Origin of the sequence: Streptomyces sp. NBC_00316 (assembly GCF_036158715.1) — a bacterium.
Taxonomy (GTDB): Bacteria; Actinomycetota; Actinomycetes; order Streptomycetales; family Streptomycetaceae; genus Streptomyces.
This window is the reverse complement of the sequence record NZ_CP108023.1, coordinates 111,436-125,259: the sequence shown is the minus strand read 5'-3', so window position 1 is coordinate 125,259 and position 13,824 is coordinate 111,436. Positions and strand designations below refer to the sequence as shown.

Genomic DNA, 13,824 nt, shown 5'->3' with positions numbered 1-13,824 from the left:
ACAGATCGGAGCCCTGCCCGGTCAATCACCCCAAAGGTGCAAAACGGAAGATATCCGGCTTTCTGTATCCCGTACCGTCCCCCCTTGCCACCCACCTGAGGACACCAGCGATGACCACGACCGCAACCGGCACCGCGACACTCGGTAAGCGGATGAACGCAACCGAAATGTCCGACTCGGTGATCGCGATGCTCGACGAGCGCGGGACGGTGGTCGCATGGACGCAGGCCGGTGAGCAGCTTCTCGGATACTTTGCCGGGGACGTGGTGGGCCGGTCCGCCGCACGCGTACTGCCGTCCTCCGAGGAGGCGACAACAGCGTTCGTCGAGCAGTGCCGTGCCCAGAACGGCTGGTTGGGCACGACGGTGGTGCGCCATCAAGACGGCCGCATGCTCGACGTCAACCTGCGGATCTCGATGCTGCGGGGGCAGGGCGGAGCGGTTCGGTGGCTCGTGTCCGTGACCGACATCGGCATCTCCGGGAGAGCGATGGACGGATCGGCGCGGGAGTCGCTTCTCACCCGCGTACCGATCGGCGTCGCCGTTCGCGACCTGGACCTGCGGTGCACCTGGGTGAACGACGCGATGGAGAGCCACGACGGCATGTCCCCCGACCGGCGGCTCGGACGTCGATTCACCGACATGCTGCCCGATTCCAAGGCCGTAGCAGTCGAGGCCGTGATGCGGCAGGTACTGCGGAGCGGCACCACCAAGGTGCACCAGTACCGGATGTGGCCGCCGACGAGTCCGCGCCGGGAGCACACGATGGCGGCCTCGCTCTTCTGCCTCCAGGGCGCCGACGGCCAGGCGCTGGGCCTGTGCACCGTCGTCGTCGACGTCACCGAGAGCCGGCAGGCGCGCGAGCGCCTCACCGTCCTCGGCGAAGCCAGTACGCGCCTGGGCAGCACCCTGGACGTGATGCAGACCAGCCAGGAACTGGCCGACCTTGCCGTGCCCCTTCTCGCCGACTACGCCGTCGTCGACCTGGAGCAGTCGGTCCCGTTCGGCCAAGGGCCCCCGTTCCACATCGGCGCGACGGACAAGCGCCTGCCCATGCTGCGACGTGCCGGGCTGGCCTCGTTCCACCAAGGCGACCCGAAATCCCCATGGCTGCGCGGCGATGCGGTCCCCGTACCGCCCACCTCACCCTTCGCCGACGTGGCGTCCACCGGGAAGTCCCACCTGGAGCCGATCCTGGACACCGCTCCGGGCACGTGGATCGATCAGGCTCCGGCACTGGCACAGAAGTTCGACGAGAACGGCGTGCACTCGCTGATGGTCGTACCCATCCGCGTGCGGCGCGCCCTGCTGGGCGTGGCGATGTTCATCCGCAGCCAGGACCCGATGCCGTTCCAGGAGATCGATCTGCTCCTGGCCGAAGAACTCGTCAGCCGCGCCGCACAGTCGTTGGACAACGCCCGCCAGTACGCCCGCGAACACACCACGTGCCTCGCGCTCCAACGCAACCTGCTCCCCCAACGTCTGAGGGGCGGCGAGGCGGTCGAGGCGGCTTCGCGCTACTTCCCCGCCGACATGGACAACGGCGTCGGGGGCGACTGGTTCGATGTGATCCCGCTGTCCGGCGCCCGGGTGGCCCTGGTCGTCGGCGACGTGGTCGGACACGGCATCAACGCCGCCGCGACCATGGGCCGGCTCCGCACCGCCGTGCACACACTCGCCGACATGGAACTGCCCCCCGAGGAGCTGCTGGCCCGTCTCGACGACACGGTCCAGCGACTGGCCGAGGAAGACGCCGACGCCCCCCACCAGACCTCCACGATGGTGGGCGCCACCTGCCTGTACGCCGTCTACGACCCGGTCACCCGCCGCTGCACCATGGCCCGGGCCGGACACCTCCCGCCCGCGGTCATCGACCCGCAGGGCCGGGTCACCTTCCCCGACCTTCCCACCGGAGCCCCGCTCGGCATCGGGCTGGGGGCCCATTTCGAGTCCGTGGAGCTGGAACTGCCCGAGGGAAGTCTCCTCGCCCTGTACACCGACGGCCTGGTCGAGACCCGCGGCCACGACATCGAGGAGGGAATGGACCGCCTGGCCACCGCCCTCGCGCAACCGGACCGCTCCCTGGAAGAGCTGTGCACCCGCGCGACGGAGTCCTTCCCCGGTCAGGCACCGTGCGACGACGTCACCCTGCTCCTGGTGCGCACCCGCTCACTGAGCCCCACCCGGGTCGCCTCCTGGACGCTGCCGAGTGACCAGACCGCCGTCCGCAGCGCCCGGCACATGGCGGCCCGCCAGCTGACCGAATGGGGCCTGGGAACTCTCGAGGACCCCACCAAGCTGATCGTCAGCGAACTGGTCACCAACGCCGTCCGCCACAGCACCGGCCCGATCGGCCTGCGCCTGATCCAGCACCAGGTCCTGACCTGCGAAGTGTTCGACACCAACGTCTGTGCCCCGCGCCAGCGCCCCGCGCAGACCACCGATGAGAACGGCCGCGGCCTCCTCCTGATCTCCCAGCTGTCCCGCAGATGGGGCACCCGCTCGGTATCGGGCGGCAAGGTCGTCTGGGCCGAAGAAGACCTTGCCCCCCGCAACCTCACCCACACGGGCCTTCGGTAGGCCGCCCGCACCCGACGGGCAGCCGCACCACGCCACGCGAGCATCCGGCATACGTGTCCACCGACCGGACCTGTTTCCAGAGCGCGAAGAACGAGCGCGGCCTGCGACCAGTACGAGGCAGCCGGTACATCCACCCGTACCGGCTGCCACCGGTGCCTTGCCCGCCCACGCCTTCCCCGTCGCCATCGCCGCAACGGAAACGGAGGCCGCGGAAACGGAACAGCCCTCCCATCCGTCGCCCCTCGCGAAAAGCCCTTGGAAGGGACGCCCGAAGGACCATTGTCCGGACCCCGATCAGTCGGTGCCCGGCTCCTCGTAAGGGATGCGGCCCAAGTGCAGGACCTCGCCGAGAGTGCCCCATTCATCGCCGCCGAGCTTGGTGAGCGGGCGCAGCAGCTCGCTGCTGGGACGGCCATTGACGATGCAGTCCTCGTCCACTGCCGCATGGACCACGCGCCCGAAGACGAGGGTGGAGTTGCCCATACGCAAGGTGGTGTGCGAACGGCACTCCAGAACCACACGGGAGGCGGCCACCCTCGGCGGCCGGACGCACCTGCTGGCTTCGCGCTCGATACCTGCGGTGTCGAATTCGCTGACCGACCGGGGGAAGTCGATCGCGGTGGCGTTGATCAGCTCCAACAGCGGTTCGGACGAGAAGTTGACGACGAATTCACCGGTGTCCTCGATGTTGCGCAGAGAGTCCTTACGGCCGATCGAGGTGAACTGGACGATCGGGGGAGCGGTGCTGGCGATGCTGAAAAAGGAGTGCGGGGCGAGGTTTTCGGTATCTCCGTCCGATGTGATCGTCGAGACCCAGGCGATCGGCCGGGGAACGACGACTGACGTCAGGAACTTGTAGAAGGCCGTGCCACTTATCGCCTGAGGGTCGCATTCGACGCGCATGCGCTTCAGTATCGAACCCAGGATGCCGTGATCCCTGCCGTAGGCGCCGCGAGCGTGTGTCGGGCCGAGACCGCGCTCGGACGATCGGCTGCCGCACCGGGCGCGTGCCCGAGCCATGAGCACGTGCACCCGGTGGGGCACCGGTTCGAGCCGGGCGAGCGAGGCCGGCCGGATCCACGGCCGTCCGGGGGGCCGACCGGACCGGGGCTGAACGGATCGCGAGTCGACGATCAGGGCCACGGGACGGAGACGGGCGGCCTCGCACCGACACGCAAACTCAGCCAAACCCTCGGCCCATGACGGCTGCTGTCACAAACACGGCGGCTGCCCGGTCCCTAGCCAGTGGGACAGGCCGGCCACGGCACACCGCGCTCAACACACCCAGAGGAGTTCACATGAGCGAGATCGAAGGCATCCGCGTCGAACACGAGGCCTATGCCTTTGCCTGTATGCGCTGCGGACACGGCTGGGAGCAGGCGTACGAGATAGAGCACCACACGGACGCCACAGGACACGACTTCATCATCTACAAGGCGGACGGGGTGCACGTTCCGTCACCGCTGTCCCGGCCGACGTGCCTGAACTGCGGCGAGCACAAGGTACGCATCATGCGCGCGGGCCAGGTCTCATCGGTGAGCACGGACCGTTCCGAGGAAGGTCCTCAGTGACACCGGCCCTCGGCCGATCCGCTCCGGGTGTGAGCATGGCTGCCCTGGAGCGTTGGTCGCCGATCCAGGCCCCCAGCCTCAGCTGTACGTCGCGCCGGCCCTGACGCACACCGAGACAGCACGAGTTCGGTGCGCTACCGGCACGCGATGAACCCGCCGGCCCCCGGCAGGCGGGAAACGGGGGGCCGGCGATCGCCCAGCTGATGGACACCGTCCGGGACGTGAACCACCGGTTCAACGAGATCGGCCTGGCCCGCCCGGACCCTCGATGGGCGGGAGGCCGTCCCCGCGGCGCCGACGACAAGGCCTTCGTCATCGCAACGGTTCAGCACGGGCCGGGCATCGGGCGGCCCGCACATCTGCGCCGGCAGGGCCGGTACCGGCTGCCGGGGCGCGCACAGCATCGGGCAGCACAGGCGACAGCCCCCGAACGGCACACCACGCACGCGGCACCGGCCCGGCAAAGGCTCCGGCCCATGCCCGGATCCCCGCCGTGGCGGGCGATACGCCCAGGCCCTTGGCGAGTACCGCCTCGAGCCCGGCCCGCAGCCCATGGGGGACAGGGCGGGTATCCAGGAGAGCGAGGAAGCCGGCGAGGTCCACGCTCGGCCACGCCCCGCCGTGCCATGGCGATCACGGCCTCCCACCACGCAGCCGGGGCCGGGCCCACCCGCTGCAGACGGGCCGGACCCGGCCGGATGTACGACCCCCGAAAACCCTCAGCGCACCGATCGCGGCTCCGACGAAGTCGAGTCCGGCCGCCGAGCTGTCCGTGCACGGCGAGTTTCCACGCCTGTTGCGATCGACGCCGATGCTCAAGACAGACGATCATGCATCAGCGAACGCGGAACTCCACTCCCGGATACAGGAGACACAAGCTTGCGGAACTCAAAGTGACGAGCCCCATACATTCCCGATGAAATTCTGCTCCCGGGCGGCTCGGATAACGCACCCTTCCCCGCCTGGAACTGCGGCCTGATTAAGCCTGCTCACGGGTGCCGCGGAAGCTTCATGTGTCGTATGTCTCAGACAAAACGTCTTCATTTGGGACACACAAGTTTTAATACTCGGGGTACGAGCAAATCGACGATGTTAGGGAGCCCTCACTCGTCATGCATACCCTCATACACGTCTGGGACCAGATATACGCGTCCTGGCGCCAATTGCACTGGTACGGGATGGCCGTCGGCTCCCTCCTCGGTGTCAAATTGCTCCTGTCCATCCGCCGGCGCCGCAGCCCCGGGCTCACGTTCAAGAAAACGACCCGTCAGCTTGAAATTCACGGGGTCGTCACGGTGTACAACGAATCCCCCGCGATGCTGAGGCGCTGCCTGGAATCCATCCTCGCGCAGACCCTGCCACCTCAGTCATTGACGGTCATCGACGACTGCTCCGCCGACCAGTCCGCCGCTGCCCTCATCGGCGAGATGCGTCCGCAGTTCGACCGTGCTGGAATCCGTCTCGGCTTCATCCGGTTTCCCGAGAACCGCGGCAAGCGCCACGGGCTCGCCGCAGGCTTCCGGCAGGAACCGCTCGCGGACGCGTATCTGTGCATCGACTCCGACACGGTGCTCGACCAGCACGCCGTCGCCGAGCTCGCCCAGCCCTTCGGGGAGCGCCGTGTCCACTGCGTCACCGGGTTGGTCCTCGCCCACAACCGCGCCACCAACCTCCTCACGCGCCTGATAGACATGCGCTACGTCAACGCCTTCCTCGGCGAACGGGTCGCCTACTCCCGCCTCGGCTCCGTCCTGTGCGCCTGCGGCTCCCTCGCGATGTACCGCGGCTGGGTCATCCGCAAGAATCTCGACGACTTCCTCGACCAGCGGTTCCTCGGACGCCCCGCGACCTTCGGCGACGACCGGCGCCTCACGTACTACTGCCTCACCGAGGGCAAGTCCCTCATCCAGCCGTCCGCTGTCGGCTACACCGACGTCCCGGAACGCCTCGGGCACTACATCCGCCAGCAGATCCGCTGGGGCAAGTCCTTCATCCGCGAGGGGTTCCTGCTCTTCGCCAAGTTCCGGCTGCGCCGCACGTACTGGTGGCTCAATCTGATCGAGCTCGTCACCTGGGTCGGCTTCACCGCAGCCCTGCTCACCGCCCTCGTGGCCATCGCGCTGCATCCGACCGGCTGGGCCCTGCTCGCCAGCTACATCGCCTACATGTGCGTCATGTCGTGGGTGCGCTCCCTCCACTACCTGCGCGGCGCCGCCATGGTCGGGCTCGTCGACCGCGTGCTGACATTCCTCGCCGCTCCGCTGTACGCGCTGCTCAACATCGGGCTGCTGCTGCCGCTGCGCCTGTGGTCCCTGGCGACCCTGCGCCGCACCAAGTGGGGCACCCGCGCCAAGATCGAGGTCGGCGTGGACGCCGAAACCCCCGAGGCCGGCGGCGCTCTGGCCGCGTCCCCCGCAGTCCCTCACCAGGCGTGGGGCGGCACTGCGAACGCACGGACCAGGCCCACGTACAGCCCGGACGACGGGGTCGCACTTCCGGCCTTCGACTCTCCCGGCTCCCCGGCGCACGCCGTCCGGTAGGCGCCGCCCGGTCCGGAGCAGGAGCCGTCCGAAAGCCGGCACACACGGGATCCCACACGGCCGGCGACCCGCTCTGCGGCGGTACGACGGAGAGTACCGCCGCTGCCCGTCCTGACCGTCCAGGTCAAACGTGCTCACGGAGGACGGCGCCAGCCTCCGCCACCGTCACCCGCACCGGTCCCGGTATCGCCCCTTCCTAGGAGCTTTTGTGGGCCCTGCCCGCCCTACCGTCCGCCCTGTCCGCCCTGACGACGGCCGCGGGCCTCGACGTCGTGCGTGGACCGTGTTCAAGACGCTGTTCCTGGTGATCGCCGTCGTCGCCGGTGGTCTCGCGCTCTATCCCCAATGGCGTGCCGCGCACCAGGCGCCTCCGCAGCTCACCATCCGGTACAAGGCCGGGAGCCCTGCCACGGCCGCGGTGGCTCGGCCATGGCTGGAAGTTGTCAACACCTCCCCCAAGAGGGTGCTCCTGTCGGACGTGGCGATTCGGTACTACTTCACCGCGGACGGGACTTCCTCGTACGCGTTCAACTGCGTCCAGGCCGCTGTCGGCTGCTCGAACATCGCCGGGGAGACCGTTGCGCCGGCTGATCCAGCCACCACCGCCGACCGCTACCTCCAGATCAGCTTCACGCCGGGCGCCGGCAGCCTGGCACCCGGTGCCAAGAGCGGAGCCATCGGACTGCAGCTGTACCGCCCCGACGGCAGGAAGCTGGACCAGCGGGACGACCGCTCGTTCAATGCCGCTGCCACCACCTTTCAGCCGTCGAAGACGGTGACCGGATACCTGCGCGGTGCCCATGTCTGGGGGGACGAGCCCACCAGCCCCACCAGGCGTACAGGCTCCACTGACCACGCCGCCGCGCCCGCACGGGCCTCGTCCGCCCCCCGCCCGAGGCCTGCCCACCCGCGCGGGATCATGTTCGACAACTTCCACTACAGCGGCCCCGACGATCCCGCGCTCCACGCGCACGGCTGGCTGGTCCGCACCAGCCCCGGCGGCCCGGGGATCCACGACACATGGTCGGCCGCAGGCGTCACATTCCCGGCCGAGAAAACCGCTGTGGGCGGACAGGTCCTGCAACTGCGGGCCAGTACCGACGGGACAAAGGCGGGCACCAAGCAGGCCGAGGTGCAGAGCAGCGGCACCGGCTTCATGACGGGGACCTACGCCGCCCGGATCTACTTCAACGACAAGCCCACGAGCGGTCGCAACGGCGACCACGTCAACGAGTCCTTCTACACGATCTCGCCCGACAACTCGCGCTACAGCGAACTCGACAACGAGTACATGCCGAACGGGGGCTGGGGTGCGCCGGGGCCCAAACTCGACACCACGAGCTGGTACAGCGCCGACACCGGGGACCGGGTCACACACAAACTGACCTCCAGCCTTCAAGGCTGGCACACCATGATGATCACGGCCGTGCACGGCGTGGCCACCTACTCGGTGGACGGCCACAAGCTGTTCAGCAGCGGCGGCAAATACTTCCCGCGCCAGAACATGTCCATCAACTTCAACACCTGGTTCGTGGACCTCCCCTTCACGGGTCCGCGCACCTGGGACATGCGGGTCAACTGGTTCTACTACAAAGCCGGCAAGGCCCAGTCCCTGACGGATGTGCAGAAGGCTGTGAACAACCTCTACGACAGCGGCACCCATTACATCAACACCGTCCCCAAGTCCTGAACCTGCGGCATTTTGCGCGACTGCCGGGCAGCCCTTCAGACGGGGACGGGGTACGCCAAGAGCGAGAGGGCATACTGCGAAGCTTCGGACGCTCGCTCAACAAAACATCCCAGGCCGGTAAATGCTCCAGCAAAGCCAGAGAAGAGCGAGCACCTTAAGGGCTGTCCCGTAACCCCTGGCGGGCGCACGACGACAGCTACGGCACCTCGCCGCGTTGTCGGAACGCCCGTATACGCCCAGTATGCGGACGTCCCTCCGCCTTGCGATGCACCGCATCTGACGCCGCGCGCTGATCCACCAGGGATTACGGGACAGCCCTTAGGCAGGCGGAGTTTCATGACCTAACGGTCTGTCCGGAAGTCCCGCCGCCACGTGGGGAATGCGAGTGCCCTGGGGATTGTCAGGGATTCTCATCACTGATCGCGTGCGTAGCGGCGTGGATGGCGCGGGACCGGTGGAGCAGGTCCGTGCTGTCTGCCCACTGGTCCACGCTTCCTACCAAGGGCAGATCGCGAAGTGCGGGGTCCGTGATGATCCGGGCAAGTGCGTGCGCGAAGCGTTCAGCGTGCAAAACCAGGAAGGGGCGCGAGTGATAGCGCCGACGCTTCGGGTCCACCGGGGTGGTGAGCCCGGATGCGTTCTGCAGTGAAGCCGCTGCCTCGTAGGCATCGCACAGATGTCTCTCCCGGGTGGGGTAATCCGTCGCCGCAAGCGCACCGCGCAGCGACGGGGCGACCAGCCCTGCCGCCGGCAGCCGGCCGAACGCGCTGCCGAGCCACTTGCCGTAGGGGGCATAGCGCCGGCCCAGGAGCAGGCACAGCCGCATCAGATCTCGCACCAGGCGGCCGGCCACAACGGCTGAGCCGATGTCGTCACCGACCTCGGCGCAGCGCCCCACGAACGCCTCTTCCTGCGAGATGCGCTGCCACTGGCACGCCAGCAAGTACCGCCACACCTGCTCCGGGTACCACGCCAACATGCGCCGGACGGCGGTGAAGGCGCCGAGATCATCGTGGAACACCCTGCCGCCGGTGATCTCGGCGAGCCGTTGCTGGGGCATCGCCAGCCATTGGCTCACGCTCGGTTCCGCGTCGGCCGGACGCAGTCCGAGTTGCCCGGCCACCCATTCATCCATGGCATACACGTCTACGCGATGGTTGATCGGACCATCAGTCAGATGCATGCGCCCGACCGGATCCAGCGGATCCTGGCTCTCCTGGAAGTGAGTGGGCCAGCCGTGTACCTGTTTCGGCAGCCGCTCGGCCAGGACACGGTGAATACCCGCGTCGTATCGGGCGTGGTCCTCGGCTGTCAGAAAGAGCTCCAGCCGAGGACCCCACTCGTGGTCCGCGGACCGCGGTGTGTCGAAGCCCAGCACCTCAGAACCGCTGCCAACCCGGGCAGCCGCGTAGCGCAGTCCTGGAAAGACATCCTCAAGAATCGGCCGTACCGCCCCCTCGAACAGGGCCCTGGACAGCTCGATGCCGGGCATGAATGCGGCGCCAGAGATCGTCATCGTCCCACTGTGCTGGATGCCCTCTTGCGAAGGCCATCGGTTAACCATCGCTTCCAGAGCTTCGAGAGCGTTGCTCCACGCGGCCTGGTGCAGTCAAGGGTGACGGTCCGGCACGCCGACATGAATGACGCCGAGGTCGTCGGGTGCACCGGCCCTGGGGGGCGAGCCTGCACCCGCCCGGACACCGATCTCGTGGCGGCCGGGGCGGGACGGCACGGCATGCTCACCGTCACACGGCCGCTGAGCAGGCACCGAAAGAGCGAGCAGCAACATGCTGCGGCAGCCAATGAGGGCCGGGGGAGAGGCGATCCGGTGCGTTGCCGCCGTCCCCCGTGAACGCTCCGATCACGCGAGCTTGATGCTGAGCTGGGCGCCCAGTTCCCGGAAGCCCAGCGCGAGTGCGACCCGTCGGGAGGCAGGCACACGGGCCCGCCACTGGGGCAGCAGGTCGGCCGCGAGCGCGTGTGCCACCGTTGCCGAGCCCGCCGCACGGGCCAGCCCCCGGCCCCGCCACGCGGGGGCGGTCAGCACACTGATCTGAGCGGTCCGGCTCGGCCAGACCCGGTATCCCGCAGCGGCGACCACCTGGCCGCCCTCGCGGACCACGAACGCGGGCGAGGTGATCTCCTCCAGGCCGGCCTCACCGGTGTCCTCCTCGCCCGCTTGTTTCTCCAGGCCCCGCAGGTCCGGGTGCTCGCCCGGCAACTGTTCCACCATCAGCACACCGGGCTCCACCCGGCGGAACGCGTCCGCGGACACGTACGCCAACGCTGCCGGCCCGAGCACCCGGGCCACCGACAGCACCTCGCGGACCGCACCCGCATCGGCAACAGCCTCCGCTGCCAACCCCGCCAAAGCGCCCCGAACGATCGCAGCAGCGTCCTCGCTGGGCGCGGTCACGATCGCCGATCCTCCCAGCATCACCACACCGACCCAGCCGGCCGGGCACAGGCCCGACTCCGGCGAGACGACCACGCGCACACCCCCGTCCGGCGCGAACGACACCGGCACCGAGGCCAGGTCCTCCCACAGCCCACGGGCTCTGACCAGCAAGGGATCTATCGGCATGACCCGATTCTGCCAGTCCGAACACCCGACTGACCTGCGGAATAAACCGGCCAGACAGCCATCGGCCGACGGGGCTGAGCAGGGCAAGGCCGGCTTCACGCGTCGTGGCTCCGGCTCAGCTTCCGTGGTGCTGTGACGCTGAGTGATCCGTTGTCGTCCTGGCCAACCCTCGCGATGCGACTCATGACATGACGGATGGTCAGTCGCAGGTCGACCCCGGACTCGGAAGGGGTGGGCGGCGGCCCGTGCCACCGGGACGGCTCTCGTACGTTCTCGTGGACGCCTGGTCGCATCCTGTGCGTGGCGGTGTTCGTTGGTCGGCTGGGGCTGATCAGTAAAGAGCCCCGGCCGACGGGACGGATCCGTGGAGGAGACATCGTGAACCAAGACGAAATGGTCGCGCTGTGGGAGCAGCACACGGCGTACGAGTTCGACATCAAGGACGCCGACCCGACGGTGGCCACCATGGTGGAGGACGCCAGCGTGATGCATCTGCCGACGATGAGCGGTGGTTTCGGCAAGAACCACCTGCGGGGCTACTACCGCGACGTTTTCATTCCGGGCATTCCGCAGAACACCACCACGGAGACAGTCCATCGGTCGGTGGGCAGCGACTTCCTCGTCGAGGAGATCATCATGCGGATGACTCACGACCAGGAGATCCCGTTCCTGCTGCCTGGACTGGCTGCGACCGGACGGACCGTCGAAGTGCCACTGGTGGTGGTCGTGAAATTCCGCGACGACCTGATGGAGAGCGAACGGCTCTACTGGGACCAAGCGGCCGTGCTCACCCAGGTCGGTCTGATCGCCGCCACAGACCTACCCATGGCCGACTTCACCGAGGCCGCCCGATTCCTGCGGGACAAGGTCATGTCCTGACCGCACAGGAGGACCGCCGGTTCTGGTGATCAAAGCCGGTGGTCATCAGGTTGCTCAGAAGGTGACCCCGGGGGCCGAACACGCCTGCGCCCTGCCGGCCGCCACGACCTGTCTACGCGCTGGTCGGCGCGGCCTGCTGCACGACCTCGAAGGACCACAGCGTGGACCCGCTTGCCGCTGGTTGAGGGCGCTCACCGCTCTTTGCGCCACTGCCCTGGTGAGCCGTCTTCATGGGGCCTTCCATCCAGGCTTGGAAGGACTCGTCGTCACGCCACCGTGTGTAGACGAGGTAGTTGTCAGTGCCTTCGACCGGCCGGAGGAGTTCGAACCACTCGAACCCGTCAGAGCCCTCCACGGCATGGGCACGGGAGGCGAAGCGCTTCTCCAGCGTCTCCCGCTGCTCGGCGCTGACGGTCAGTACGTTGATCTTGACTACGCTCATGGCCCCATCCTGCCGCATGGGATGCCGGCAGACGGGCTTCGCGCGCCAGAGAGCTGACCAGGCGCGCGAGGTACTGATCGGCCTCGGCGTCTCCCCGGACCAGCTGCGGGCGGTAGGGGTGGGCAGCGCTTTCGGTCAGTAGGTGCCAAGCGGCGCGCACCTCATCACCCCCGAATCCGCTTGCTCGGGTCGGCTGTCAGACGGTGTCCATTACGTCGTGGCGCGCCTGTATGCGCGCGATGACGCGCTCCCGCCCCAGCCTTTTGGCCTGGCGGAGCTTGGCTTCGGCAACGAAAACGGGGACCCAGAACCCCCAGCCCCACAGGCTGAAGTCCAGCGTTCCGCTCCACACCAGTGCCTTGTTCAGGCCGAACGACAGGGCGAATGTCAGCACATACGCTGCGACCCGGTGGGCGAGAAGCAGGCGCAGCGGTGCGTTCCGGGCCCCCTGCAGCAACTCAACCGCCGCAGCCAGTTCAGCCGCCTGGAGGTCCTCACCGGTGTCCTCGCCGGACTCACCGCGAGCCGCTCGCCGCAGCGCGTCGGTGACCAGCACACTCTGCTCCGCGAGGGCCGACTGCTGGGCGTGCCCCCAAGCAGCGCTTGCTTGCAGGTCGTCCCAGTAACCCCGTCCGGCCCAGCCGGTCGCATCGTCGACGCGCTCGCGTTCAGCAGACCCGGGCGGAGCCAGCTCTTCGATCCTTTCCTGCAGGCCCACCGCCCGGTGCGCCCGCTCCGGGTAGTCGAAGGAGTCCGCGCGAAGGCACAGTTCCAAAAACGACACCAGGAGCCCGAGATCGTCGGGTGTCAGTGCGAGGCCCTTGCGATACGCTGCCTCAGCCTCGCGGTCGTGATCGTCCTCATCCTCCGCGGCGTGTGCCTGTCCGAGCCAGCGGAAGAGCACCGGATCCGGTCCGAACTCCTCGAGTCCCGCCACCGCCGTTGCTCTCACAGCGGCATAGCCACCCACCGCGAAAAGCTCTGAACACCGCTCCACGCACTGCTGCCGTTCCACGTTCCCACCCCAGTCGTCCGAGCATGCACCTTCCGACGTACTCGGTGCCGCTGTCAATCACATTGCCGTCCGGGGGCGGCGGCCATTTCCGGGCTTCGTAGGCGATGGGTGAGCTCTCGGACGACGGAACCCCGGTGCCGTGGTGGCGGACGGTGTGGGAGCCCCAGCGGGTGCGGAACTCTTCGGGTGGAGAAGTTCGCCGACGAGGTCGTGCAGGCCTTGCCGACGCCCACGACCAGGCCGCCGCACCATGACCTGACCGCTCCTGCTCAGCCCGCGGTCTCCCGGTTCAGCCGGCTTCGGCACGAGGGCTCCGAACATTGTCGCGGTCGACCCGGCCTACACCAGCCTGTGGGGTGCCCAGCACTGGCAGAAACCGCTGACCACCCCACACCGCACCATGTCCCGTCACGATGCCGCGGGTATCGCGATCGGGAGACGCGCCCTCGGCCATCCGGTCCGGCGTCGGACGGCACCGCCCCCACACGACCGGAGTGATCGTGCGGGGCATCGGACCGCCCAGG

General features: G+C 68.2%; 9 protein-coding genes and 1 pseudogene. 5 read left to right on the top strand and 5 right to left on the bottom strand.

All coding sequences use genetic code 11. The features are described from left to right. Positions 1–110 precede the first annotated feature (110 nt). Positions 111–2,579 (top strand): SpoIIE family protein phosphatase, encoded by a 2,469-nt coding sequence (locus tag OG878_RS00630; RefSeq protein WP_328884887.1) that lies wholly within the window; start codon positions 111–113, stop codon positions 2,577–2,579. Between the two features lie 294 nt (positions 2,580–2,873). Here the strand turns inward: OG878_RS00630 and OG878_RS00625 are convergent, their stop codons facing one another. After that, a complete protein-coding gene (locus OG878_RS00625) occupies positions 2,874–3,482 on the bottom strand; it encodes a flavin reductase family protein (protein ID WP_328884886.1) in 609 nt (202 codons plus the stop codon). A gap of 395 nt (positions 3,483–3,877) precedes the next feature. Here OG878_RS00625 and OG878_RS00620 point away from each other — a divergent pair. The 3 genes and pseudogenes from OG878_RS00620 to OG878_RS00605 all read left to right on the top strand — a co-directional run. After that, positions 3,878–4,117: pseudogene (locus OG878_RS00620) on the top strand (hypothetical protein); the annotation flags it as partial. Positions 4,118–5,262: 1,145 nt separating this feature from the next. Then, positions 5,263–6,690, top strand: a complete 1,428-nt coding sequence (locus tag OG878_RS00610) for a glycosyltransferase (RefSeq protein WP_328884885.1) — start codon at positions 5,263–5,265, stop codon at positions 6,688–6,690. 283 nt (positions 6,691–6,973) lie between these two features. Continuing rightward, a complete protein-coding gene (locus OG878_RS00605) occupies positions 6,974–8,380 on the top strand; it encodes a cellulose binding domain-containing protein (protein WP_328884884.1) in 1,407 nt (468 codons plus the stop codon). A gap of 400 nt (positions 8,381–8,780) precedes the next feature. Here the strand turns inward: OG878_RS00605 and OG878_RS00600 are convergent, their stop codons facing one another. Continuing rightward, positions 8,781–9,896 (bottom strand): DUF4037 domain-containing protein, encoded by a 1,116-nt coding sequence (locus tag OG878_RS00600; RefSeq protein ID WP_328884883.1) that lies wholly within the window; start codon positions 9,894–9,896, stop codon positions 8,781–8,783. A gap of 345 nt (positions 9,897–10,241) precedes the next feature. Continuing rightward, entirely contained in the window at positions 10,242–10,964 is a 723-nt protein-coding gene (locus tag OG878_RS00595; RefSeq protein ID WP_328884882.1) for a GNAT family N-acetyltransferase, read from the bottom strand. Between the two features lie 378 nt (positions 10,965–11,342). On the opposite strand from OG878_RS00595, the gene OG878_RS00590 reads away from it, so the two are divergent. After that, positions 11,343–11,843 (top strand): nuclear transport factor 2 family protein, encoded by a 501-nt coding sequence (locus OG878_RS00590; RefSeq protein ID WP_328884881.1) that lies wholly within the window; start codon positions 11,343–11,345, stop codon positions 11,841–11,843. A 112-nt stretch (positions 11,844–11,955) separates the two neighbouring features. Here OG878_RS00590 and OG878_RS00585 read toward each other — a convergent pair whose 3' ends face one another. After that, positions 11,956–12,285, bottom strand: coding sequence for an antibiotic biosynthesis monooxygenase family protein (locus tag OG878_RS00585; RefSeq protein WP_328884880.1), 330 nt, complete (start codon positions 12,283–12,285; stop codon positions 11,956–11,958). Positions 12,286–12,481: 196 nt separating this feature from the next. Beyond that, on the bottom strand, positions 12,482–13,300 hold the full coding sequence (locus OG878_RS00580) for a hypothetical protein (protein ID WP_328884879.1): 819 nt from the start codon (positions 13,298–13,300) through the stop codon (positions 12,482–12,484). Positions 13,301–13,824 lie beyond the last annotated feature (524 nt).

What these genes read in the sequence shown, in the direction of transcription:
- OG878_RS00630 (WP_328884887.1), top strand. Translation starts at nt 111, where the DNA reads ATGACCACGACCGCAACCGGCACCGCGACACTCGGTAAGCGGATGAAC.
- OG878_RS00625 (WP_328884886.1), bottom strand. Translation starts at nt 3,482, where the DNA reads ATGCGCGTCGAATGCGACCCTCAGGCGATAAGTGGCACGGCCTTCTAC.
- OG878_RS00610 (WP_328884885.1), top strand. Translation starts at nt 5,263, where the DNA reads ATGCATACCCTCATACACGTCTGGGACCAGATATACGCGTCCTGGCGC.
- OG878_RS00600 (WP_328884883.1), bottom strand. Translation starts at nt 9,896, where the DNA reads ATGACGATCTCTGGCGCCGCATTCATGCCCGGCATCGAGCTGTCCAGG.
- OG878_RS00595 (WP_328884882.1), bottom strand. Translation starts at nt 10,964, where the DNA reads ATGCCGATAGATCCCTTGCTGGTCAGAGCCCGTGGGCTGTGGGAGGAC.
- OG878_RS00585 (WP_328884880.1), bottom strand. Translation starts at nt 12,285, where the DNA reads ATGAGCGTAGTCAAGATCAACGTACTGACCGTCAGCGCCGAGCAGCGG.